This window comes from Rickettsia tamurae (assembly GCF_000751075.1).
In the GTDB taxonomy this organism is placed as follows: domain Bacteria; phylum Pseudomonadota; class Alphaproteobacteria; order Rickettsiales; family Rickettsiaceae; genus Rickettsia; species Rickettsia tamurae.
This window is the reverse complement of sequence record NZ_CCMG01000009.1, coordinates 1-25148: the sequence shown is the minus strand read 5'-3', so window position 1 is coordinate 25148 and position 25148 is coordinate 1. Positions and strand designations below refer to the sequence as shown.

Here is a 25148-nt window from a genome sequence, read left to right as displayed (position 1 = left end):
TGTTAAATTTACATGGATAAAATTAATACGTCAAGATGTTAGTTTAAAGCTTAACTGAATTTATAAATAAAAAATAATATGGTACTTTTATCCTTATTAAAAATAAGGTAAAAATAACATTCATTGTATTATTAATATGGTAAAAAGAAAATAAAAGATAAGGCTCATAAAAAAGAAAGTATGATTTGTACTACTACTTCAAATCAAGCTTTAGCAAAATTACAAGCAAAAGTGTAAGATTATATAGATACTACAGGAGAAAAAATTTCTCTAGTAGATGAATTAATTAAGTTAAGAAAAGCAGATGGATAGTGCTTTCGGTTTATTTAAAATTTGATAAAATTATCTAAATATAGTATAAAACTTAATTTATAATATTAAAAATTTTATGAGTAAGAAGCTTTATATTAAGACCTACGGATGTCAGATGAATGTTTATGACTCCGTTAAGATGCAGGATTTGCTTTATCCCTTTGGCTATGAACCCACGGAAAATATTGAAGATGCTGATGTTATTATTCTAAATACCTGTCATATCAGAGAGAAAGCAGCCGAGAAAACTTATTCTGAACTCGGTCGTATTAAGAAAATACAAGATACCAGAAAAAAACAAGGCTTAAACTCTGCAATAATAGTTGTAGCCGGTTGTGTTGCACAGGCGGAAGGTGAAGAGATTTTCACAAGAACTCCTTATGTTGATATTGTTGTCGGTCCGCAATCTTATTATAACCTACCGGAATTAATCTCAAAAGTCGTTAGACACGAAAAGCACTTAATCGATCTTGATTTTGTTGAAGAAGCAAAATTTAATCAGTTACCTGAGCAATTATATCCGCAAGGAACAAGTGCCTTTATATCGGTACAGGAAGGGTGCGATAAATTTTGTACTTTCTGTGTAGTGCCTTACACAAGAGGTGCTGAATTTTCAAGGAATGTAGAGCAAGTTTACAGAGAAGCACTAAAAGTAGTTAGTAGCGGTGCTAAAGAAATTATGTTACTTGGACAAAATGTCAATGCATATCACGGTAAAGGTCCTGCAGATAAAATATTTAGTCTAGCCGATTTACTCAAACATCTAGCACAAATTCCAAATTTAGAGAGATTACGTTATACCACCTCACACCCGATAGATATGAATGATGATCTAATAAAACTGCACGGCACCGAACCTAAATTAATGCCGTTTCTACATCTACCGGTGCAGTCAGGTTCAAATAAAATATTAAAAGCCATGAACCGCAAACATGATCGGGAATATTATTTTGATATAATTAATCGCTTAAGAGAAGCAAGACCCGATATAGTTTTATCCTCTGATTTTATTGTCGGTTTTCCCGGTGAAACAGATGAAGATTTTGAGGATACTTTAGATTTGGTCCGCAGAGTAAAATATGGTCAGTGCTATTCGTTTAAATATAGCCCACGTCCTGGCACACCTGGTGCAACTAGAACCGACCAAATACCTGAACATATAAAATCAGAGAGATTAACTATATTGCAAAAAGAACTTATGGCTCAGCAACTAGCTTTTAATGAAAGTTGTGTTGGTAGTACTATGAAAGTTCTATTTGATCGCGATGGTAAATTCGACGATCAGATAATAGGTAAAACTCCATACATGCAGTCCATATATATCCAAAACCCTAATAAATCTTTACTTGGTAAAATCATTGATGTAAAAATTACTAAGGCTTCACTTAATAGTTTAACCGGCGAAATATTATAAGTCATGTATAAATTTCTATTTTTTTGTTTAAAAATTTTTGCCTTCCTTATTTTAGTAGGTTGCGGGATTACTGCTTATATAATATATCACTATTCACGTGATTTGTCGGATTACTCACAGCTTGCACGTTATTATCCACCGTCGGTAACGCGTATTTATTCCCGTGACGGCAAATTAATGGAGGAGTACGCTTTTGAACGTCGTGTATTTGTACCGATTAATAGCGTACCGAGTTCGCTAATAGAAAGTTTTATTGCAGCTGAGGATAAGAATTTCTATAACCATCCCGGCGTTGATTTGCTTGGAATAGTTAGAGCGGCATTTTTAAATATATCTAATTATTTACATCATAGGCGTATGGAAGGAGCATCTACCATTACTCAGCAAGTGGTTAAAAATTTTCTGCTAACTAACGAGGTTTCTCTTGAACGTAAGATTAAAGAAGCGATTCTTTCTTATATGATTTCAAGAGTGTTTACTAAGGATCAAATCTTAGAATTATATCTTAATCAAACATTCTTTGGTCGCGGTGCATACGGTGTTGCGGCAGCTGCACAAAATTATTTTAATAAATCCGTAGAGGAACTTACCATTGCAGAATCAGCTTTTATTGCGGCACTACCTAAAGCCCCTTCCAAACTTAATCCGGAGAGAAACTACGCTAGAGTAAAAGCTCGTCGTGATTACGTAATAATGCGTATGTTTGAAGATGGTTATATAACAAGAGATGCTGCGAAAGAAGCTATGGATAGCCCGATAGTTTTACGTAAACGAGCTAAAGAAGAAACTGTTATGGCTGATTATTATGCCGAGCAGGTGCGAGAAGAAGTAATTAAGATGCTAAATAGTAAAGAGGAATTTTATACAGGAGGTCTTACTATTATTACTTCTTTAGATGCAAAGATGCAGCAATTAGCCGAAAACTCTCTAAGAAAAGGACTTAGGGAGTTTGATAGGAAGCGTGGTTTTAGAAAACCTATTGCCAATATTTCTCTTGATAATTGGCAAGAAGAGTTTAAAAAATTACCTACACCTCAATCGCTTTTAGAGTATAAATTAGCTGTAGTTCTAGATGTGACCGATAACCATGCAGAGATTGGACTTATAGACGGCAGCAAATCTAAAATTCCTATTGCTGAAATGAAATGGGCAAGAAGTAACCTTAAATCAGTTAAGGCTTTGCTTAAAAAAGGTGACGTGATAGTGGTTGAGGCTATAAAAGAGGGGTATGCTCTTCGTCAGATTCCTGAAGTAAATGGGGCTATTATGGTTATGAACCCAAATACCGGACAGGTACTTGCAAGCGTCGGGGGGTATGATTTTTCCACAAGTAAATTTGATAGAGTAACTCAAGCACTTCGTCAACCGGGTTCTTTGAGTAAAACCTTTGTTTATTTAGCAGCCCTTGAAAACGGTGTTAAGCCGAATCAGATTTTTAACGATGGACCTATTGAGATTTTGCAAGGTCCGGGTATGCCTAGCTGGCGTCCTAAAAATTATGAAGGTAAGTTTTTAGGTGAAATCACTATGCGTACCGGGCTTGAAAAATCTCGTAATCTCATAACCGTAAGAGTTGCGACTGCTGTAGGGCTTACAAAAATCGTTGATATAATTAAGCGATTCGGTATTAATAATGAACCGAAAAAAGTTTACTCTATGGTACTTGGTTCAATTGAAACCACACTTAGCAGAATGACTAATGCTTATGCAATTATTGCTAACGGCGGTAAAAAAGTTGAGCCTCATTTTGTAGAATTAATTAAAGACCGTAACGGTAAAATTATTTATAGGCGAGATGATAGAGAATGTCTTTCTTGTAATGTTTCAGATAGCAATTTAGATACCGCAATATTAGAAATACCGAAAGAATATATCTATAGAGTTACGGATGAAGCTAGTGATTATCAAATTACTTCGTTTTTAACCGGAGCAATAGATAGAGGCACCAGTTATGCTGCGAAGAAGCTAGGGAAAATTATCGGTGGAAAAACCGGTACTAGTAACGATAGTAAAGACACATGGTTTGTAGGTTTTACGCCCAAGATAGTAGTTGGCAGTTATGTTGGCTATGATACACCGAAAGAGCTTGGAAAAAGAGCAACAGGTTCAAACGTAGTGTTGCCGATTTTTATTGATTTTATGAGTAATGCTTATAAGGATGAACCGTCGCTGCCTTTCAAAGTCCCTGATTCAATAAAATTATTAGCAGTAGATAGAGCAACCGGTAAAATTACGCCAAGCGGCACGGTTATAGAAGCATTTAAAGTCAATAATTTTCAGATGCTTGAGAATGAAGATATGATCGATAATCACGATAATAATGATATTTTTGATTATGTACCGAGTAAGGAAGATCAGTCTCAAGAAATTTATTAAATTGTATACACTTAGTTTAAGCGGATGTCATTCTCGTACAGCATTGTTGCGTGGATCAATATTTCCCTCTGTCATCCCGCAAGCTTGTAGCGGGATCCAGTTTAAAATACTAAAATTATTAGTATTTTAAGTTGTTTTCTGGACCCCGTGGTCAAGCCACGGGATGACACTAAATACATTTTTTGATCTATACAACAAAGCTACCTACCTACTTATTCATTTATTTGGAATTTTAATTATATGAAAAAAATTATTTTACACCTAACTGTCCTAATATCACTTACTATACCTTTTATAACTCAAGCGGATTGTTTTTTAGTTAAAGAAAATGATAAATTTATTAAACGGGAAGGTAATTGCGAGTCTCGTTATGCTCCATGCTCAACATTTAAAATTGCTATAAGTTTAATGGGTTATGATGATGGGTTTTTAATTGATGAAACTCATCCAAAATTACCTTTTAAAGAAGGATATGTTGACTATCTTGAAGTTGGAAACAATCCCAAACACCTAAAGATTGGATGAAGAATAGCTGTGTTTGGTATTCTCAGGTTATTACCAAAGAATTAGGTATTGAAAAATTCCGTGATTATGTAACAAAATTTGATTATGGTAATCGTGATATTTCAGGAGATAAAGGAAAGAATAACGGTTTAACTAATGCATGGCTTTCTAGTTCTTTAGAAATTTCACCGGAAGAACAATTAGCTTTTCTTCAAAAACTAGCAGAGAATAAATTGCCTGTAAGTGTTAAAGCCCAAGAAATGACTAAAAATATTTTGTTTATTGAAGATTTTGTAGACGGTTGGAAGCTTTACGGTAAAACAGGCAGCGGTAATAAACTTAGCCAAGATAGAACTGTAAAATTAAAGGATCGTAAAATCGGATGGTTTTATAGGTTGGCTACAAAAAAATGACAGAACAGTTTTCTTTATATATTTCATTGAAGATAATAAAACTTATGATTCCTTATGCAGGACGACGTTCTAAAGAAGCAGCGAAAGAAAAGCTAAAAGAATTGAAATAAATCTCAATTTTTATTTTCGAGGAACAACCAACAGTGAATTTGCTATTGGTTGTTGATTAAAAAGCAATACTATAAGTTATCTATACTAAAGTACCTTCTTCTTAATAGGAGACTCCGGTCATATCTACCACAGCATGATCATTATCAAGTAGAGTGTTATTTTCAGTAGTAACATCTTCATTAATTTCAGCAGCAAGTTTTTCAGCTTCAATTTCATCAATATATTGTTTTAATTTAGCTTTTTTTTGCGTTTTTATTTCTAACATACCAAGTTATTCCTGCACCTATTATAACAGCTATGGAGGCAACTACAGCTGTGCCAATGCTTATATATGGAGCAACTAAGGAATTATCGTTATCACTCTAATCAAACATATTTTCTTGAGAGTTGTAAGTTGTATTGAAATCAGTATTAGTAAGGTTTGCTACGGTGTTATTAATTAAATTTATTCCCGTTTCAGTCCAACTTTCAGTGTTATTGGAAAAGATTGATTCAGAAATTTTGGCAGTAGAGCTTGTTATTGTGTTATTAATCGTATTAGATGCTATTTCAGGTAAGTCTTTTGTTATGAGTTCTACTAAGTTTTCTATTGTGCTAGTACCTTGAGTAGTGCTAGATATCGGGTTAGCTATTAAATCCTTTATTTCTGAAGAAATTCCATTCAAATTATTTCCTTTAAGTACCTCAAATATTTCGCATCCTTTACCCTATAGTAATAGAGTTATTAGTTGCTGCAGTATTAAGTATATACTCAATAGTAGGGTTTAAAATTTTAGTATAATTTTGTGGATCAAAATAATAACGAAAATTTTCTTGACATATTTTCATCAATGCTTCCTCATACACAAAAGTATTATCACCTTGTTTTTTAAATATATAATCTCGTATATCATCTCCATTATCATTAACTGCAGTAATAGTAGCCTCGTCTATAGTTAGCGCTTTCTTTACTTTGAAAAACCCTCTAAATATTAGGTTCATGATATCGCTATTTAATAATTCAATTCCTTTGTTACACTCCATCGTTGCCATATTGTTTTTAGGACAATTCGATACAATTAAATTTTTTGTAGTAGGATCTTATAATAATTTTCTCCGTTATATCCTATTTGAAGCATATTATATTCTTGGTCTCCCCTTGTTGCTCTTGCTGTAGTAATTCTTGCCACAGTGGTTAAAAATGAAGTTAATTGATGTATTTTGCTATTCTTTTGGATTTTTAAAATTGAAGGGCATGATAAGCAGTACTTATTTGATAGTCAAGAAATTATTAACAAAAATTAATAATTAATATATAATCATTGCAATTAGGTGAAATTATATAAATTTCAATATCGCTTGAAGTATCTAAAGAAATGTTATAAAGTCAAAAAGTTCATAGAAATTTGAGGGTATTATGCAAGTAGTAAAAGCTTTAGAACAAATTTTAGCAGATAGTTATGCTTTATATTTTAAAACACAAAATTATCATTGGAATGTAGGAGGAGCAGAGTTTAGAAGTCTACATTTATTATTTGAGGGGCAGTATGAAGATTTAGCTGAAAGCTTAGATGAGCTTGCTGAAAGAATAAGAAGTTTAGGTGCTAAAGTCCCCGCATTATCAGATTTAATAAAACTTGCATCTATAGATGAGGCAAATCCAAACGCAACAGCAAATGAAATGCTTAAAAGTCTAACAAAAGATCAAGATATTATTAGAGATACATTATATAAGGGACTCAAAGTAGCACAAGCAGAGGGCGATGAGGGTACAGCCGATATGATTATTGGACGAATTAAAGTGCATGAAAAAAACAGATGGATGCTGAAGAGTAGTATACTCTAGTGTCATTTCCTTCGTCATTGCGAGCGACTGAAAGGAGCGTGGCAATCTCAGGAGATAGTGTATGATTCCTGAGATTGCCGAGTCGATGCTATGCATCTCCTCGCAATGACGTTAATGCTCATAACAAACAAACTAACAAAATAAAAATAAAATGGAACAATACGATGTAGTCGTTATAGGCGGTGGTCCAGGTGGATATGTTGCAGCAATTAGAGCAGCACAATTAAAGAAAAAAGTTGTATTAATAGAAAAAGAACATTTAGGAGGGGTGTGCCTTAATTGGGGATGTATACCGACTAAATCCCTGCTTAAATCTGCTGAGGTTTTTGAATATATAAAACATGCTAAAGATTATGGAATTGATTCTAAAGGTGCTGAAATCAACATTAAGAAAATAGTCGAACACTCAAGAGAGATTTCAAATAAGCTTGTAGGCGGTGTTAAGTTACTACTGAAAAAAAACAAAGTTACCGTGATAGACGGAGTAGCAAGTCTTGCAGGAAATAAGGTAATAAATATAAATGATAAACCTACAGTAAAAGCAGAAAATATTATTATAGCTACCGGAGCAAGATCTAGGGTTTTAAAAGGCTTTGAGCCTGACGGTAAACAAATTTGGACGTCTAAGGAAGCTATGATACCACAGCATGTGCTGAAATCTATGATTATTGTCGGCTCAGGTGCAATAGGTATAGAATTCGCTTCATTTTATAATAGTATCGGTGTGGATGTTACCGTAATTGAGGCACATAATAGAATATTGCCGGCTGAAGATATGGAAATTGCCGGAATCGCTCATAAGAGCTTTGAGAAGAAAGGTATAAAAATTATTACAAATGCTAAGTTAATTAAGCAAACAAAAACAAAAGATACGATAGAAGTTGAGTTAGAGTTAGCAGGTAAAACACAAAAATTACAAGCTGAAATTTTACTTATGGCAGTAGGTATTACAGCTAATACGGAAAATTTAGGTCTTGAGAAAACAAAAATTAAAGTAGAAAACGGCTATATAACTACTAACGGGTTAATGCAAACTGCGGAATCAGGAATTTATGCTATAGGCGATGTAGCAGGAGTGCCTTGTTTAGCTCATAAAGCAAGCCATGAAGGTATTATTGCAGCGGAAAGCATAGCGGGCTTAAAACCGCATGTTATTAATAAACATAATATTCCTGGTTGCACTTATTCTTCGCCGCAAATAGCAAGCGTCGGTTTGACTGAAGAAGCAGCAAAAACCTTAGGTTATGAGCTTAAAATAGGCAGATTTCCTTTTATAGCTAACGGTAAGGCTTTAGTAAGCGGTGATAGTGATGGCTTAATTAAAACTATATTTGATGCTAAGACGGGTGAGTTGCTCGGAGCTCATATGATAGGTTCGGAAGTTACGGAATTAATACAAGGATATGTGGTTTCAAAAAATTTAGAAGGAACGGAGTTGGATTTAATTAACACTATCTTCCCGCATCCGACTTTATCGGAAATGATGCATGAATCAGTACTCGCCGCTTATGATAGAGCAATACATATTTAAATATAATTAAAAAAATGAACAAAGGTAATTTAATCGAGAATTATGCAGTAGCGTTATTTAATAACGCTATGGTTGATAATATACAAGATAAGATCTTTGAAGAAATTACTTCTATAAACCGTATAATTACCGATAATTTTGATATTAGAGAGTTCCTATTTTCTCCTATAGTAAATAAGAACGACAAAATTAACGCAGTTAATTCGTTAGCAAAAAATATCAAAATTAGCACAATAGTACAAAATTTTTTATTGTTATTGGTAAAAAATTCTCGTACTGCTATTTTATCTAATATAGTAGATGCTTATAATACTTTACTATATGGAAGTAAAAATATAAAGATAGTTCAGGTTATTTCTGCAAATAAGTTACAACCTAAAGAGCAGGAGTGGATTAAATCTCGTATAGAAAAAGAATTAAATCAAAAAACAGAAATATTATTTGATATAGATAGTACTATTATTGGTGGTATTGTAATTAAATATGATAGTATGTTGCAAGATTACTCAATAAAAGGTAGTTTAGAGAAAATAGCGAAAGCTTTAAAGAAAGTTAATATTGCTGCATAGATATTTATATAGTCATTGCGAGGAAATTACGAAGTAATTGACGAAGCAATCTCAGGATATTTTATGAGATTGCCACGCAGCCTACGGCTGTTCGCAATGACGACTTAGTATCCGGTAATGCTCGTTCGCAATGACAAGAAAATTAGGAGACGTAAACCACATGAAACTAAAGCCTATTGAAGTAGCTGAAATATTACAAAAGGAAATAGCTAATATTAATTGCTTAAGTGAGCTTGAGGAAATAGGGCAGGTAATAACCGTCGGTGATGGTATAGCCAAAATTTACGGTCTTGCTAATGTAAAATCCGGTGAAGTGGTAGAATTTAAATCCGGTGTTAAGGGTCTTGTTTTAAATTTGGAGAATGATAGAGTCGGTGCTGTAATTATGGGGGATGATAACCAAGTACAGCAAGGCGATAATGTCAAAAGAACTAAAAAAGTTTTAGAAGTACCGGTAGGAAAAGCTTTGCTTGGTCGTGTTGTTGATGCTCTAGGTAATCCTATTGACGGCAAAGGCGATATCGCAAGTAAAGAGTACAGACATATCGAGATGAAGGCTCCGGGAATAATAGAAAGAACGAGCGTAAGCGAACCCGTACAAACCGGAATAAAGGCTATAGATTCGTTAATCCCAATAGGTAGAGGGCAAAGAGAGTTAATAATCGGTGATAGGCAAACCGGAAAAACAGCTATAGCCGTCGATACTATTATCAATCAAAAACAAGCCCATTCACTTACTAATGAAAGTGATAAAATTTATTGTATTTATGTAGCTATTGGGCAGAAAAGATCAAGTGTTGCACAGATAGTAAAGAAATTAGAAGATGCCGGAGCCATGGACTATACAATCGTTGTTTCGGCTACTGCATCAGAAGCTGCGGCTCTTCAATTCATTGCCCCTTATTCTGCCTGTAGCATGGGTGAATATTTTCGTGATAACGGCATGCACGCACTTATTATTTATGATGATTTAAGTAAGCATGCCGTTGCATATAGACAAATCTCATTATTACTTAGAAGACCTCCTGGGCGAGAAGCGTATCCTGGTGACGTGTTCTACCTGCATTCAAGATTGCTTGAGCGAGCTGCTAAAATGTCAGAGGAAAAAGGCAGCGGTTCACTTACTGCTCTTCCTATAATTGAGACGCAAGCAGGTGACGTATCCGCATATATCCCAACAAATGTTATTTCAATTACCGACGGTCAAATTTTCTTAGAAAGCGAGCTATTTTATAAAGGCGTAAGACCTGCCGTTAATGTCGGCATTTCGGTAAGCCGTGTTGGTTCTGCAGCACAAATAAAGGCTATGAAGCAGGTAGCAGGTTCGGTAAAGCTAGAACTTGCTCAATTTAGAGAGCTTGAGTCTTTCTCGCAATTTGGATCAGATCTAGACCCTGCCACTAAAGCACAAATCGATCACGGTAAAAGATTAGTTGAGATATTAAAACAAGCTCAATATCATCCTTTTCCGGTAGAAGAACAAATAGTAAGTATTTATGTTGGGACTAAGAAATATTTAAATGATGTACCGCTTCAGAAAGTAAAAGAATTTGAAGATAAAATGCTTACGGAGATAAGGTTAAATAAAAAAGATATTTTGGAATCAATAAAAAACGAGCAACGTATAACCGAAGAAACCGAGCAGAAACTAAAAGCATTTTTAGAAAATTTCGTAAAAGCCTACTGTGTCATGCCGTGACTTGATCACGGCATCCAGTAAAATAAGTTAAAAATACTGGACCCCGTGGTCAAGCCACGGGGTGACAATGGAAAAACCAAAAAACTATTATGTTAAATTTAAAGCAGTTAAGAACTAGAATTAAAAGCGTTAAATCTACACAAAAGATTACTAAAGTAATGCAACTAGTATCAGCTTCTAAAATGGCAAAAATAAAAAGTCAAATAGCCAATTCAAATTTTTATATTGAGGCTATTAGTAAAATGATGTCTGCTATATTGTCAATTGATATGTATGAGTTATCTATAGAAGAGCAGAAATTTTTTAATACCGTGCCGAATAAAGCAAATTTATTGATAGTTATGACATCACAGCGTGGTTTATGCGGAACGTTTAATTACAGTATAATTAAACAAGTTAAGAATGATATTAAAGAGTTAGAAAATAAAGGCGAACAAATAAAACTTATCATTATTGGAAAAAAAGGTTACGAAGCACTAAAAAGGCAATATGTAAATTATATTGATAGTTATTTTGAGTTACCCAAAATTCATGATGAAAATCTGATGCTACAAGTAAAACAAAAAATTATGTCGGCAGTAGAAAATCTAGAAGTTAGTAATTGTGTTATATATTTTAATAAATTTAAGAATGCAATGACTCAAATTATGACTAAGCAGCAGATTTTACCGGTAGAAAAATATCAAGATGATTCTGCAGTAGAAAATGATCATTATGAATATGAGGGGGAGAATCTAATTTCTAATCTAATTAATTTATATGTGAATTCCCAAATAAATTATGCTTTACTACAAAGTAGAGTAAGTGAGGAGGGAGCTAGAATGACCGCTATGGAAAATGCAACAAATAATGCTAATGATTTAATAAGCAAGTTAGTTTTAAAGTTGAATAGATCAAGACAGGCTATTATTACTACGGAGTTGATAGAGATTATAGCTGGTTCTGAGGCGGTTTAGGTATAAGGCTGTGTCATCCCCCCGTGGCTTGACCACGGGATCCATTAAAAAGTAAAGAGAAGCCTGGATCCCGCAATCAAGTTGCGGGATGACAAATTATAACAAAAGAAAAAATTATGACAAAAAATATCGGTAAAATTACTCAGATTATTTCAGCGGTGGTGGATGTAAAATTTACGAATAACGGTGAGTTACCGGAAATTTTAAATGCTCTAGAGTGCTATAACGATAAACAAAGGATAGTACTGGAAGTAGCACAACATATAGGCGATGATACGGTGCGTTGTATTGCTATGGATTCTACTGAAGGATTAGTGCGGGGCGTAGAAGTAATAGATACAGACAGTCCTATTCGTATTCCTGTAGGTACTGAGACGCTTGGGCGTATTATGAATGTTGTAGGTGAGCCAATTGACGGTAAAGGAGACATTAAAAGCTCAAGTATTTCTTCTATATATAAGCCTGCTCCTGATTTTACCAATCAGTCAACCGAGCGTAATATATTAGTAACTGGTATTAAAGTTGTTGATTTACTTGCTCCTTATACTAAAGGCGGTAAAATAGGACTATTCGGTGGTGCAGGAGTCGGTAAAACCGTGTTAATTATGGAGCTTATTAATAACATAGCTAAGGCCCACGGCGGTTATACGGTATTTGCAGGAGTCGGTGAGAGAACTAGAGAAGGTAATGATCTTTACCATGAAATGATTGACTCGGGTGTTATTAACCTTGAAGAGCCTGAAAAGTCAAAAGTAGCTTTAGTTTACGGGCAAATGAACGAGTCGCCTGGAGCAAGAGCAAGAGTTGCGTTAAGCGGCCTGACCATTGCAGAAAGTTTTAGAGATATGAATGAGGGGCAAGATGTTTTATTCTTTGTAGATAATATTTTCCGTTTTACTCAAGCAGGTTCTGAAGTATCGGCGTTGCTTGGTAGAATTCCGTCAGCGGTAGGGTATCAGCCTACTCTTGCTACTGATATGGGAGAGCTACAGGAGCGTATCACCTCTACTAAGCACGGCTCAATAACTTCCGTGCAGGCTATATATGTACCGGCAGATGATTTAACCGATCCTGCTCCTGCTACTTCTTTCGCACATTTAGATGCTACAACAGTACTTAGCCGTCAGATAGCCGAGCTTGGAATTTATCCGGCAGTTGACCCGTTAGATAGTAATTCTCAGGTACTTGATCCGATGATTGTTGGCGAAGAACATTATAGCGTAGCAAGACAAGTGCAGCAAGTTTTACAAACTTATAAATCGTTGCAGGATATCATCGCTATTTTAGGTATGGATGAGCTATCCGAAGAAGATAAACTAACCGTGTCGCGTGCTAGAAAAATACAGCGTTTCTTATCGCAGCCTTTCCATGTCGCCGAAGTATTTACCGGAGCTGAAGGCAAATTTGTTAACTTAGCTGATACTATCGCAGGCTTTAAAGGAATTGTAGAGGGTAAATACGATGATTTACCGGAAGCTGCTTTTTATATGGTCGGAACTATGGACGAGGCTATTGAGAAAGCAAAGACGTTGAAGATGTAGACATTGTCATCCCGTGGCTTGACCACGGGATCCAGTGAAAGTAGCAATATAGCAAGTCGTTTTTCTGGACCCCGTGGCGTGGTCAAGCCACGGGGTGACATTAAGGATAAACCAAAATATGAACGAAACAATTCTAGTCAAAATAATTACTCCTTTAAGTATTGCATTTGAAAAGCAAGCTAAAATGGTAACAATGCCGGGTGAGGAGGGTATGTTTGGAGTGCTGCCGGGTCACGCTCCGATGATTGTTAGTTTAAAAGCCGGTTTAGTGCAGGTTTATATAGATGATATGCATAAATCTGAAAACACTTATCTTATTTCCGGCGGTGTAACCGAAGTAACGGCAAATTATATTAATATAGCTACGGAAACGGCTATTAACGTTACGAATTTAAGTGAAGCAGAAATAGCAACTAAGCTTCTAGAACTTCAAAAACCTTTATCAGATCAACATTAATTTGTTTGAAAAATCTACGTTTTGGGATAAGGTTATTTTGATGTCATTGCGAGGAGAATTACATAGTAATTCGACGAAGCAATCTCAGGATATTTGACGAGATTGCCACGCAGCCTACGGCTGCTCGCAATGACGATGTTCATTCCACATAATCAAGTGAGAAACAAATGTCAAAAGTGCATAATTCAGAATATCTTAAAGAATTATCAGTCGATAATGCTTCATGCAAAATTTACGATATAAATAAAGCGGCAAGCGATATCGAACTTCCCTTAAAAAAGCTTCCATATAGTTTAAGAGTGTTATTTGAGAATGTATTACGTTCTAATGGTTCAAAGCAAAACTTACTTGTATTTAAAGAATGGCTAAAAACTAAAAAATCTAATGCGGAAATAGATTTTATGCCGGCAAGAGTTTTGATGCAGGATTTTACTGGTGTGCCTGCTATTGTGGACTTGGCTGCTATGCGTGATGCGATGAAGAAAATAAGAGGCGATCCGTTAAAAATTAATCCGCTTATTCCTGTTGATTTGGTAATAGACCATTCCGTAAGCGTTGATTCTTACGCAGCTAAGGATTCATTCGATAAAAATGTTCAAATGGAAATGAAACGTAATATAGAGCGTTATGCATTTCTTAAATGGGGGCAGCAAGCATTTAATAATTTTAAAGTAGTGCCGCCAGGTACGGGTATTTGCCATCAAGTAAATTTAGAATATTTAGCAAAAGTCGTGTGGTATAAGGACGGGCTTGCTTATCCTGATAGTTTAGTTGGAACGGATAGCCATACAACTATGGTAAACGGATTATCGGTGCTTGGTTGGGGAGTCGGCGGAATAGAGGCGGAAGCTGCAATGCTTGGACAACCTCTTACTATGATTCTACCGGAAGTAATCGGTGTAAAACTAACAGGAAAATTAACAGGTATAGCTACTGCAACCGATTTAGTTTTAACCGTTACTGAAATGCTACGTAAAAAGAGAGTAGTAGGTAAATTTGTTGAGTTTTTTGGTGAGGGGCTAAAAAATCTAACGATTGCCGATCGTGCTACCATTTCTAATATGTCGCCTGAATACGGTGCTACTTGCGGCTTTTTCCCGATTGATCAAGAAACTATAAAATATCTAGAGCTAACAGGTAGAAAAAAAACGCAAATCAAATTAGTAGAGAAATACGCAACCGAGCAGAATCTTTGGTATGATTTTGAGCATGAGGCAGAATATACTGAGGTTTTAGAGCTAGATTTATCTACGGTACATAGTTCACTTGCCGGTCCAAAACGTCCGCAAGATCGAGTAAACTTAAACGATGTAGCAAGTAATTTTAAACATGAATTACCGAATTTTGCTTTAGAAAATAAAGACATTGATAAAAAATATGCCGTAGCAAATCAGAATTACGAAATTGGTAACGGCGATGTGGTAATTGCAGCAATTACTAGCTGTACTAATACTTCTAATCCTTCGGTTATGATTGGTGCAGCACTTCTTGCTAAAAAAGCATTAGAACACGGGTTAAAGGTAAAGCCTTGGGTTAAAACTTCTCTTGCTCCTGGTTCAAAAGTCGTAACGGAATATTTGAATCTTAGCGGTCTTGATAAATATTTAGATGAATTAGGGTTTAATCTAGTAGGTTACGGCTGCACTACTTGCATCGGTAATTCCGGACCTCTAAATCCGGAAATAGAGGAAACTATTAACAAAAACGGGCTAGTTGTTGCTTCTGTTTTATCTGGTAATAGGAATTTTGAAGGGCGAATTAATCCACTTACTAAAGCAAGCTATCTCGGTTCGCCTATTTTAGTCGTAGCATATGCACTTAGTGGCACTCTTAATATAGATCTAATAAATATGCCTATAGGAGAAAATATTTATTTAAAAGATATTTGGCCAAGCAAAGAAGAGATAGATGAAGTTATTGCAAATTCAATTAATTCCTCTATGTTTATAGAAAAATATTCTGATATATTTAGCGGAACAAAAGAGTGGAAAGATTTACAGGTTACTACTAGCTCTAATTATAATTGGGATAAGAATAGTACCTATATTAATAATCCGCCTTATTTTGAGGATATAGGCAGCGAGAATAGTATAAAAGATATAAAATCTGCAAAAATTCTAGCAATTTTCGGCGATTCTATTACTACCGATCATATTTCGCCGGCAGGCAGTATTAGTAAAACCAGCCCTGCTGCTAAATATTTAACGGACCATCATATAGAGCCTCTAGATTTCAACTCTTACGGATCACGTAGAGGAAATCATAAAGTGATGATGCGTGGCACATTTGCTAATATCCGTATAAAAAATGAGATGTGTAAAGGTGTAGAAGGCGGTTTTACTATAAATCAATTAAGCGGCACGCAGCAAACTATCTACGATGCAGCTATGGACTACAAAGCTCATGATGTACCGGTAGTGATTTTTGCAGGTAAAGAATATGGTAGCGGCTCATCTAGAGACTGGGCAGCAAAAGGACCTGGGTTGCTTGGTGTAAAGGCAGTGATTGCCGAGAGCTTTGAACGAATACATCGCTCAAATTTAGTAGGTATGGGTATTTTACCGCTAACTTTTACCGGCAATAATACAAGATTAGATTTAAAGTTAGACGGTTCAGAAACTATTGACATTATAGGCTTAAGCGAGAATATAAGACCTTATAATCCTGTTAAATGCGTGATAAAAAAACAAACCGGTGAAATAAGAACAATCGATTTAATATTGCAAATATTTACGGATAATGAGATAAATTATATAAATCACGGCAGTATTATGCATTTTGTGGTAGAGAGTTGAAGGGGTAGTTTGCTGGTATCGTCATTGCGAGGAAATTGCGTAGCAATTGACGAAGCAATCTCGGGAGTTTGTTTTATTTCATGAGATTGCCACGCAGCCTACGGCTGTTCGCAATGACGACTCAGATGTCCATGCAACAACGCCACACGGGAACGACATAAAGAGATAAAAATATGGACAAGCATCTTAAAGAATATACCGAGAGCGGTAAGAAAAATTTAATAGTGGTATATATATTATATCTATGCGGGATAGTAGCACCGATATTACCGTTAATTGGAGTATTTTTTGCATATCTCAATAAAGATAAAGGTGATAACTTTGCTACTAGTCATTACGTGTTTTTATTTCGTACTTTTTGTCTTGGAGTTCTTGGGTGGATTGTATGTTTCATATTTACGTTTATCATTATTGGAGTAGTATTGTATTTTGCACTCGCTGTTTGGTATATACTTCGTGTTGCTATCGGTTTTAAATATATGATAGAGGATCAAGCTTATCCGAACCCTATGACTTATTGGATAAAATAAAAGATGATAAAACTTACTATAGACGGTTCTGAAATAGAAGTATCAGAAGGCAGCACCGTTTATCAAGCCTGTACACAAGCAGGTAAAGAAATTCCTCATTTTTGTTATCATGAGCGTCTAAAAATCGCCGGTAATTGCCGTATGTGCTTGGTTGAAATGGAAAAATCACCAAAGCCTATAGCTTCTTGTGCAATGCCTGCCGGTAACGGTATGGTTATTCATACCGATACGCCTATGGTAAAAAAAGCACGTGAAGGGGTGATGGAGTTTTTACTTATTAACCATCCTCTAGATTGCCCTATTTGTGACCAAGGTGGGGAGTGCGACCTGCAAGATCAGGCTTTTAGATACGGCAAAGGTACTAATAGATTTCATGAAAATAAGAGATCTATTAAAGATAAATATATGGGTCCGCTGATTAAAACAGCAATGACTAGATGTATAAAATGCACTAGATGCATTAGATTTGCGAGTGACATAGCGGGAATAGAAGAAATGGGAGCTATTCATCGAGGCGAGCATATGGAGGTAACTTCATATTTAGAGCAAACTTTAGACTCTGAAATTTCCGGTAATATGATAGATATTTGTCCGGTCGGTGCTTTAAATTCCAAACCTTATGCTTTTAAAGCCCGTAAATGGGAACTAAAACATACCGCTAGTATTGGAGTGCATGATGCTGAAGGCTCTAATATTCGCATTGATAGCAGAGGTGGTGAGGTAATGAGAATATTACCTCGTGTTAATGAAGAAATAAATGAGGAGTGGCTTTCTGATAAAAATCGCTTTAGTTATGACGGTTTGAAATATCAGCGTTTAGATCGTCCTTATATCAGAAAAAACGGTAAGTTAGTAGAAGCTAGCTGGAGCGAAGCTTTAAAAATTATAGCGGATAAAATTAAATCCGTAAAACCTGAGAAAATTGCCGCTATTGCCGGCTCTCTTGCTTCTGTCGAAGCAATGTTTATGCTAAAAGCTTTACTGCAAAAGCTTGGCTCTAATAACTATAGTGTTAATCAGTTTAACTATAAAATAGATACAAGCGAGCGAGGAAACTATTTATTTAATACAACTATTGCCGGTGTAGAAAAAGCTGATTTATGTTTACTAATCGGAGCGAATCCAAGACAAATAGCACCTATATTAAATAGCAGAATAGGCATGCGAGTACGTGCCGACTCATTAAAAATAGCAAAAATAGGCGAAGGACATAATCAAACTTATAGAATTCAGGATTTAGGAAGCAACCCTAAAATAATTGAGGAGTTAGCTAGCGGTAAACATGAATTTGCAAAAGCCTTTAAAGCAGCAAAATATCCGATAATTATACTAGGTGACGGCGTATATGCAAGAGATGACGGATATGCTATATTGTCGCTTATTTATAAGATAGTGGCTGAATATAATATTATGCGTGATGATTGGAAAGGCTTTAATATATTGCATAATCACGCTTCTATAGTTGGCGGTCTTGATATCGGTTTTAATACTCCTATTAAGCTCGAAGAGTTGGAACTTGCTTACCTGCTTGGAGCTGATGAAGTCCCGTTTGATAAGCTGAAATCGGCTTTTATAATATATCAAGGACATCACGGGGATTCAGGTGCTGCGAGTGCTGACGTAATTTTACCTGCAGCTGCTTATACCGAGCAGAGCGGAATTTATGTTAATTTAGAAGGAAGACCGCAAATAGCAGAAAAAGCAGTATCGCCTGTAGGAATAGCTAAAGAAGATATAGAAATTATTAAAGAGCTTGCCAGTTCTTTAAAAATAGATATCGGAATGGATAATTTGCAAGAAGTAAGAGCCAAGCTTGCTAAAGAATATAAGATATTTGCTAGTATTGATAAAATTACAGAGAATAAATTTACTAAATTTAGCTCTAAAGATAAGTTATCAAAAGAGCCTATAACTGCGGAACCTATTAATTATTATATGACAGACGTAATTAGTAAAAACTCAGTCACTATGGTTAAGTGCGTTGAGGCTAAGGAAGCAAGAGACGAGGAGGCAGCATGACAATAATATCATACCGTGGCTTGTCCACGGTATCCAGTAAAAATGTTGATATAGCGTGTATTGTACTACTGGATACCGTGGTCAAGCCACGGTATGACACCGAGGTACTCTCATGACAGAACTCTTTTTTGAATATATTTTTCCGTTAATTATCATCGCTCTAAAGGTAGTTGCAATCACTATACCTTTAATAGTGTGCGTTGCGTACTTAACATATGCAGAGCGTCGTGTTATTGGGTTAATGCAGCTCCGACGAGGACCTAACGTTGTCGGTCCGTTTGGATTACTTCAGCCTATTGCCGATGCGGTTAAGCTCTTATTCAAAGAGCCGATCATTCCAACCAATTCCGATAAAATATTATTTATTTTAGCACCGATGATAACTTTTATATTAAGTTTAATCGGCTGGGCAGTTATACCTTTTGCAAAAGGCGTAGTTCTTGCAGATATTAATGTCGGTGTTTTATATATCCTTGCTGTATCTTCATTAAGCGTTTACGGCATTATTATTGCCGGTTGGGCTAGTAACTCAAAATATGCATTCCTTGGTGCTATACGCTCATCTGCTCAAATGATTTCTTATGAAGTGTCGATGGGGCTGGTTATTATTACCGTGCTACTTACTACCGGTACTCTCAATTTAAGTGGGATCATTGAAGCACAAAGAACAATGCCGTGGTGGATTGATTTAATGCTACTACCTATGGGCGTCGTGTTTTTTATCTCAGTGCTTGCTGAAACAAATAGATTACCTTTTGATTTACCTGAAGCAGAATCGGAGCTAGTCGCCGGCTATAATGTTGAATATTCCTCTATGGGATTTGCTTTATTTTTCCTAGGGGAATATGCTAATATGATATTAGTTAGTGCAATGACTACGACTTTTTTTTTAGGAGGTTACTTGCCACCCTTTAATATATCGTGGTTAGATTGTATTCCGGGGTTCTTTTGGTTTGTATTTAAGGTCGGATTCTTATTGTTCTGCTTTTTATGGATTAGAGCGACCTTGCCAAGATATCGTTATGATCAATTAATGCGACTTGGCTGGAAAGTATTTTTACCTCTAACTTTATTTTGGGTGGTGTTAGTGTCAAGCGTGCTTATGTATACCAATAATTTACCGAGTATTTAGAGGGGGAGGGTATCATTGCTCTCTATTGTCATCCCGTGAGCTTGACCACGGGATCCAGAAAAAATATACGAATTAAAAGCACTATAAATTATTTTACTAGATCCCGTGGTCAAGCCACGGGATGACAGGTATTTTTTTAATATTATGATAAACTATTTAAAATCGTTTTTTCTATATGAGATAGTACGAGGGATGGCTTTGACTTTAAAGTATTTCTTTAAGCCCAAAGTTACCATAAATTATCCTTATGAAAAAAGTCCTGTTAGCCCTAGATTTAAGGGTGAGCATGCACTGCGTCGCTATGAAAACGGCGAAGAGCGTTGTATTGCTTGTAAGCTCTGTGAGGCGATTTGTCCGGCACAAGCGATAGTGATTGAAGCGGACGAACGAGATGACGGCAGTAGACGTACTACTCGTTATGATATCGATATGACAAAATGTATTTATTGCGGGTTGTGTCAAGAAGCTTGCCCTGTAGATGCGATAGTTGAAGGACCTAATTTTGAGTTTGCAAGTCTAACTCATACTGCACTTACTTACGATAAAGAAAGATTACTGCAAAACGGCGACAAATGGGAGCAGGCACTTGCTAGTAAACTACACAAAGATTACGAGTATAGGTAATATACTCGTTTAATTATTCTTCATTTATTCGGAATATATACGTATATGCTATTGACTCTGTTAATAGGTTCATTTCAAAAAAGTTAAATTAAAAAAATGTATCATGAAAATTCGAACCTTGCATTCAAGATTTCATAAACCTTTGTAATTTAATTATTGCTTTTCTTTTTTTGACTTTTATTCTCTTAATTGTAAATAATTATAAAAACTAAAAAATTATGTTTATAAAACAGATTTATAGTATGGTAGTTTGTTTTGTTACTACTATAGTTTTATTGATAACGCTCTCTATTATATTTAATGCATTCATTACATTATTTTTGCCGGAATATACTAATAAAGAGGAACTTATAAAATATAGTACTAATGAGCAATATTTAAAGCTAAAATCATATGATAAGGATTTATATGAACAATTAAAAGGGTTGCCTCCAAAAAAGAGCTAGAAGAAAAGAGAATTAGTTATAAGAATGAATATATAGAAGTTACTAAAGCACGTGCTGTAAGTACAATAATTAATTGTTCAATTTGGATTATAGTTAGCCTTATATTTTTTATTGTACATTGGAAGATTTATAAGAATACGCAAAACAATAATAATTAATCAAGTTGTAATGTCTGTGCAGATTTTATAGAGCTTTCTAGATGAGAGGATAGAAGAACAATACCACCGCTATTTGCTTTCATAACAATTAAATTATTTAGTAAATCCCTATTTTCTTTGCTTAAATTAGTTTCAACTTCATCAAGTAGCCATAAGTCAGATTGGCAAGCAATAAGCCTTGCTACGGCTACGATTTTCTGCATCCCGCTAGACAGACTATAGCATTTTTCATCTAATAAATCGTGTAATTTGAAGTAATGAATAGCAGCGTATAGGGTTTCAGCGGAATTATAAATTTCCGACCAAAATTTTAGATTCTCAAAAACAGTCATTTCGAGTTTTAGACCTAAATTATGACCGATATAAGTACAATAGGGTTTAGCGATATTGTTAATATTACAGTTTCTATAGTAGATATTACCGCTACTAGGTTGCATAATTCCCGCTATCATTCGTAGCAGTGAGCTTTTACCGCAACCGTTAGCTCCTTTTATATAGGTGATAGAAGAAGGAAGAAAAGTAATATTTAGATCAAATAAATTTCTTTGTGCCAAGTTAAATTGTAATTGATGAAGTGATAGCATGTCCTTGTCATACCGTGGCCCCCGCCACGGTACCCATAAAAGCAATTTAAAATACTAATAATTTTACTAGATACCGTGGCGGGACCACGGTATGATATCTGTTGCTTTTCAATAAATTTAATTTTCATGATGCTCTTCTGATGTGGTCCCAGTTAATTCTGTATTATCTTGTTGATTATTATGACCAATTCCAAGTTTGTCACGAGCACCTCTTAAAGCTTCTTTATGATCTGATGCATCAGGATTTACCACATGACTTATATCTATGCCTGTTACCTTATTAGCTTCTTGGCCTAGTTTTTTAGTTGCGTTGTCTAATTCATGATTTACTTTTTTAGCTTCTTTCTCTATTCTTTTTTTCATATAGACCTCACTTTTAAGTTCTATAATTAGAGTAGCATTTATATTTTTTGTAAGCAATTAAAATTTTACTAGCAAATTCTCCACCGATAAACGAAATACGTTTAAAATAGAACTCGGCATTAGACCAAAGTAAATAATTAGTAGTATTAAAGGAGTTATTGAGATTATTTCATATTTATATAAATCTCTGAAATGCATAATTTCTTTGTTGATAATCTCACCGAGCATTACTTCTTTATATAATTTCAGCATATAAACCGCCCCAAGGATTATGCCGAGAGCTGCTATAAAGGTTGCTATTACGTTCACCTTATAAATCCCAAGTAGGCTTAAAAATTCACCGATAAATCCGCTAGTTCCGGGTAGCCCGACAGAGCCGAGCATAGCAATCATAAAAAATGTGGAAAGTACAGGCATTTTACTCGCTACACCACCATATTTAGCTATTTCTTTAGTATGCAATCTTTCATATAAAGTACCGACTATTAAGAATAAGCATGAAGAAATAACGCCATGGCTAAGCATCTGAAATATTGCTCCGCTAACTCCGGCTTCAGTAAAACTAAAAATACCTATCGTAACATATCCCATATGTGCAATTGATGAATAGGCTATCATCTTTTTCATATCTTTTTGAGCAAAAGCAACAAGGGACGCATATATTATAGCAATAACGCTAAGGTAAATTACGTAAATTGCAAATTCTTGTGATACACTCGGAAATAGCGGTAGTAATACTCTTAAAAAACCGTAACCACCGAGTTTTAGCAAAATACCGGCAAGAATAACCGAGCCGCTAGTTGGAGCTTGTACGTGTGCATCGGGTAGCCAAGTATGAAACGGAATCATAGGAATTTTAACGGCAAAAGCAATAAAGATAGCCCACCATAAAATTTGCTGAGCAAATAACGGGATGTTATAGGTAAGTTCAGAAATATAGGTTAAATCAAAATTATGAATTTTGCTGTAAATATAAATTAATGAAAGTAGAAAAAATACTGAACTAAAGAAAGTATATAAGAAGAATTTAAGAGCTGCATATATTCTATTCTCACCACCCCAGACGCCTATAATGATATACATCGGCACTAATATTGCTTCAAAAAAGAGATAGAATAATAATAAATTTACAGAGGTAAATGCCCCTATACAAAAAGATTCCATTAATAAAAAACATACTAAATATTCTTTAATATATTTTTTAACGGTAAATAAGCTTCCGATTATACAAATAAGAGTAAGAAAGGAAGTTAGAGCCACGAAAAATATTGATATACCGTCAACGCCAACATGAAATTCAAGCCCGATTTTATCAAGCCAAGCGTAGCGTTCAACAAATTGATAAGCGGGGTTTGAGGAGTCAAACTCTATTAAAATATGAATAGTTGAGATGAATGTTAAAAAAGAACTAAGCACTGCAACATACATTACATATATCAGTTTATCTGCCTTTTTACTTTGACTAATAAACAGCAAAATATATAGCACGCTTATTAGCGGCAGAAAAATACTGATAGATATAATAGGTAATTCTAACATTCTTTTAAGATTTTATGAGTTTTTTTATTAGTATATGTCATTCCCGCGAGACATTGTTGCGTGGATCAATTCCACCGCTGTCATCCCGCGACTTGATCGCGGGATCCAGTCCTTTTTTAATTTTTTTCTGGATACCGTGGTCAAGCCATGGTATGACACTAAAAACCTTTCCAAACAAAATAACTAATTGTTACAACAATAAATGATACTATATACAAAGCATAATTAAAAACATATCCTGTTTGTGTTTTGCCGGTAAGAACGCTAAAGCAATTAACGACTCGTGAAAAACCGTTCGGTCCAAAACGATCGATTATTTTCTGATCGCCAAGATAAAATAAAGAAGCTAAACAGTTAATAGGCTTCACAATTAAGAAATTATATATCTCGTCGAAGTAATATTTATTTCTTAGAATGTTGGAAATTAATCCAAGGGGTGTCATCCCGCAGCTTGACTGCGGGATCCATTTTTTTTGGATTCCGTGGTCAAGCCACGGAATGACAGTACTTGACTTATATAAGTAAATCCCAATAACAATTCCCACTATACCGACTGCCATAGGTAGTAATTTTATATATAAAGGTGGGTGGCTAATTAGTAATTTATAAATATGTAAATTAAATAGGCTTTCATGGAAATAACCGTTTGGTTTGTCCATAGAGAGTAAATAATAGCCGATCATACCGCTAAAAAAGCTCCCAGCGACAAGTAATATAAGTGGATTATTCATTACTTTAGCCGGTTCGTGAGCATGCTCAAAAACATCTTTTTCTAGCTTAGTTTTGCCATGAAATACCAACATAATAATCTTCATTGAATAAATAGCGGTAAGTATTGCTGCTACTATCCCAAAAATGAACATAAATGAGCCGCTACTATAAGCCGCTTCTAAAATCGAGTCTTTAGAGTAAAACCCTGCTAAAGGATAAATCCCTATTAGTGCAAGTGAGCCGATTAAGAAATTTCCGTAAGTTACCGGCATTTTATTTCTTAAATCACCCATTTTAAAAATATCCTGCTCGTGAACGGCATGTATTACGCTGCCGGCTGATAAGAATAATAAGGCTTTAAAAAAGGCATGAGTTACTAGGTGAAATATCCCGCTATTATAGGCAGATACCCCGCAAGCCATAAACATATAACCAAGCTGGCTACAGGTAGAGTAAGCAATAATCTTCTTGATATCGCTTTGCATAATAGCAATGCTTGCAGCAAAAAGACAAGTAACACCGCCGATAATCGTAATAAA

General features: G+C 35.2%; 27 protein-coding genes and 1 pseudogene. 19 read left to right on the top strand and 9 right to left on the bottom strand.

Annotated elements, in window-relative coordinates; all coding sequences use genetic code 11:
- Positions 1-388 precede the first annotated feature (388 nt).
- The 5 genes and pseudogenes from miaB to MB29_RS13405 all read left to right on the top strand — a co-directional run bounded on the left by miaB (position 389) and on the right by MB29_RS13405 (position 5129).
- Complete coding sequence (miaB, locus tag MB29_RS03655; RefSeq protein ID WP_032139102.1) at positions 389-1726, top strand: tRNA (N6-isopentenyl adenosine(37)-C2)-methylthiotransferase MiaB; 1338 nt, start codon at positions 389-391, stop codon at positions 1724-1726.
- A gap of 3 nt (positions 1727-1729) precedes the next feature.
- Positions 1730-4102: a penicillin-binding protein 1A gene (locus tag MB29_RS03650; RefSeq protein ID WP_032139101.1), complete on the top strand. Its 2373-nt coding sequence runs from the start codon at positions 1730-1732 to the stop codon at positions 4100-4102.
- Between the two features lies 1 nt (position 4103).
- Positions 4104-4232: a hypothetical protein gene (locus MB29_RS13415; RefSeq protein ID WP_267881733.1), complete on the top strand. Its 129-nt coding sequence runs from the start codon at positions 4104-4106 to the stop codon at positions 4230-4232.
- Positions 4233-4342: 110 nt separating this feature from the next.
- On the top strand, positions 4343-4627 hold the full coding sequence (locus MB29_RS13410) for a penicillin-binding transpeptidase domain-containing protein (protein WP_267881732.1): 285 nt from the start codon (positions 4343-4345) through the stop codon (positions 4625-4627).
- Positions 4624-5129, top strand: a pseudogene (locus MB29_RS13405) (penicillin-binding transpeptidase domain-containing protein). Before MB29_RS13410 ends, MB29_RS13405 begins: the two are co-directional and overlap by 4 nt.
- A 101-nt stretch (positions 5130-5230) precedes the next feature.
- Here MB29_RS13405 and MB29_RS08390 read toward each other — a convergent pair.
- From MB29_RS08390 to MB29_RS12670, 3 genes are all read right to left on the bottom strand, one after another.
- Positions 5231-5395, bottom strand: a complete 165-nt coding sequence (locus tag MB29_RS08390; protein WP_215426213.1) for a hypothetical protein — start codon at positions 5393-5395, stop codon at positions 5231-5233.
- 97 nt (positions 5396-5492) lie between these two features.
- Positions 5493-5795 (bottom strand): hypothetical protein, encoded by a 303-nt coding sequence (locus MB29_RS03635; RefSeq protein ID WP_051965304.1) that lies wholly within the window; start codon positions 5793-5795, stop codon positions 5493-5495.
- A gap of 37 nt (positions 5796-5832) precedes the next feature.
- The gene (locus tag MB29_RS12670; protein ID WP_233418917.1) at positions 5833-6153 is read right to left on the bottom strand and encodes a hypothetical protein; all 321 of its coding nucleotides are present in this window, start codon (positions 6151-6153) and stop codon (positions 5833-5835) included.
- A 373-nt stretch (positions 6154-6526) separates the two neighbouring features.
- On the opposite strand from MB29_RS12670, the gene MB29_RS03625 reads away from it, so the two are divergent.
- The 6 genes from MB29_RS03625 to atpD all read left to right on the top strand — a co-directional run bounded on the left by MB29_RS03625 (position 6527) and on the right by atpD (position 13251).
- Complete coding sequence (locus tag MB29_RS03625) at positions 6527-6955, top strand: Dps family protein (RefSeq protein ID WP_032139100.1); 429 nt, start codon at positions 6527-6529, stop codon at positions 6953-6955.
- Positions 6956-7106: 151 nt separating this feature from the next.
- Positions 7107-8486, top strand: coding sequence for a dihydrolipoyl dehydrogenase (gene lpdA, locus MB29_RS03620; RefSeq protein WP_032139099.1), 1380 nt, complete (start codon positions 7107-7109; stop codon positions 8484-8486).
- 14 nt (positions 8487-8500) lie between these two features.
- Positions 8501-9055 carry an ATP synthase F1 subunit delta gene (gene atpH, locus MB29_RS03615; protein WP_032139098.1) on the top strand — a complete coding sequence of 185 codons (555 nt, stop codon included), beginning with the start codon at positions 8501-8503 and terminating at the stop codon, positions 9053-9055.
- Between the two features lie 160 nt (positions 9056-9215).
- Positions 9216-10754, top strand: coding sequence for a F0F1 ATP synthase subunit alpha (atpA, locus tag MB29_RS03610; protein ID WP_032139097.1), 1539 nt, complete (start codon positions 9216-9218; stop codon positions 10752-10754).
- A gap of 89 nt (positions 10755-10843) precedes the next feature.
- Positions 10844-11710, top strand: a complete 867-nt coding sequence (atpG, locus tag MB29_RS03605) for an ATP synthase F1 subunit gamma (protein ID WP_032139096.1) — start codon at positions 10844-10846, stop codon at positions 11708-11710.
- Positions 11711-11826: 116 nt separating this feature from the next.
- The gene (gene atpD / locus MB29_RS03600) at positions 11827-13251 is read left to right on the top strand and encodes a F0F1 ATP synthase subunit beta (RefSeq protein ID WP_032139095.1); all 1425 of its coding nucleotides are present in this window, start codon (positions 11827-11829) and stop codon (positions 13249-13251) included.
- Positions 13252-13257: 6 nt separating this feature from the next.
- Here the strand turns inward: atpD and MB29_RS14470 are convergent, their stop codons facing one another.
- Positions 13258-13392 (bottom strand): hypothetical protein, encoded by a 135-nt coding sequence (locus MB29_RS14470; protein ID WP_267881731.1) that lies wholly within the window; start codon positions 13390-13392, stop codon positions 13258-13260.
- On the opposite strand from MB29_RS14470, the gene MB29_RS03595 reads away from it, so the two are divergent.
- The 8 genes from MB29_RS03595 to MB29_RS03565 all read left to right on the top strand — a co-directional run bounded on the left by MB29_RS03595 (position 13370) and on the right by MB29_RS03565 (position 21254).
- Positions 13370-13708, top strand: a complete 339-nt coding sequence (locus MB29_RS03595) for a F0F1 ATP synthase subunit epsilon (RefSeq protein ID WP_032139094.1) — start codon at positions 13370-13372, stop codon at positions 13706-13708. The two genes, MB29_RS14470 and MB29_RS03595, sit on opposite strands and share 23 nt — an antisense overlap.
- Before the next feature lie 167 nt (positions 13709-13875).
- The gene (acnA, locus tag MB29_RS03590) at positions 13876-16503 is read left to right on the top strand and encodes an aconitate hydratase AcnA (protein WP_032139093.1); all 2628 of its coding nucleotides are present in this window, start codon (positions 13876-13878) and stop codon (positions 16501-16503) included.
- A gap of 173 nt (positions 16504-16676) precedes the next feature.
- Entirely contained in the window at positions 16677-17033 is a 357-nt protein-coding gene (locus MB29_RS03585; protein WP_032139092.1) for a DUF4870 family protein, read from the top strand.
- Between the two features lie 3 nt (positions 17034-17036).
- Positions 17037-19052: an NADH-quinone oxidoreductase subunit NuoG gene (gene nuoG, locus MB29_RS03580; RefSeq protein WP_032139091.1), complete on the top strand. Its 2016-nt coding sequence runs from the start codon at positions 17037-17039 to the stop codon at positions 19050-19052.
- Positions 19049-19168: a palindromic element RPE4 domain-containing protein gene (locus MB29_RS12665; protein WP_084686839.1), complete on the top strand. Its 120-nt coding sequence runs from the start codon at positions 19049-19051 to the stop codon at positions 19166-19168. The genes nuoG and MB29_RS12665 overlap by 4 nt, the downstream gene beginning before the upstream one ends.
- Positions 19165-20184: an NADH-quinone oxidoreductase subunit NuoH gene (nuoH, locus tag MB29_RS03575; RefSeq protein WP_032139090.1), complete on the top strand. Its 1020-nt coding sequence runs from the start codon at positions 19165-19167 to the stop codon at positions 20182-20184. The genes MB29_RS12665 and nuoH overlap by 4 nt, the downstream gene beginning before the upstream one ends.
- Before the next feature lie 144 nt (positions 20185-20328).
- A complete protein-coding gene (gene nuoI, locus MB29_RS03570) occupies positions 20329-20808 on the top strand; it encodes an NADH-quinone oxidoreductase subunit NuoI (protein ID WP_032139089.1) in 480 nt (159 codons plus the stop codon).
- Between the two features lie 218 nt (positions 20809-21026).
- Positions 21027-21254, top strand: a complete 228-nt coding sequence (locus MB29_RS03565) for a hypothetical protein (protein WP_032139088.1) — start codon at positions 21027-21029, stop codon at positions 21252-21254.
- Between the two features lie 154 nt (positions 21255-21408).
- On the opposite strand, the gene ccmA is transcribed toward MB29_RS03565, so the two are convergent.
- From ccmA to MB29_RS14460, 5 genes are all read right to left on the bottom strand, one after another.
- Complete coding sequence (ccmA, locus tag MB29_RS03560) at positions 21409-21996, bottom strand: heme ABC exporter ATP-binding protein CcmA (protein WP_032139087.1); 588 nt, start codon at positions 21994-21996, stop codon at positions 21409-21411.
- Between the two features lie 117 nt (positions 21997-22113).
- Positions 22114-22359, bottom strand: a complete 246-nt coding sequence (locus MB29_RS03555) for a hypothetical protein (protein ID WP_215426209.1) — start codon at positions 22357-22359, stop codon at positions 22114-22116.
- 57 nt (positions 22360-22416) lie between these two features.
- Positions 22417-23898, bottom strand: coding sequence for an NADH-quinone oxidoreductase subunit M (locus tag MB29_RS03550; protein ID WP_032139085.1), 1482 nt, complete (start codon positions 23896-23898; stop codon positions 22417-22419).
- A 27-nt stretch (positions 23899-23925) separates the two neighbouring features.
- The gene (locus tag MB29_RS14465) at positions 23926-24072 is read right to left on the bottom strand and encodes a hypothetical protein (RefSeq protein ID WP_233418916.1); all 147 of its coding nucleotides are present in this window, start codon (positions 24070-24072) and stop codon (positions 23926-23928) included.
- The coding region (locus tag MB29_RS14460) for a proton-conducting transporter transmembrane domain-containing protein (RefSeq protein WP_032139084.1) at positions 24057-25148 on the bottom strand (1092 nt) is incomplete at its 5' end. The genes MB29_RS14465 and MB29_RS14460, both read right to left, overlap by 16 nt.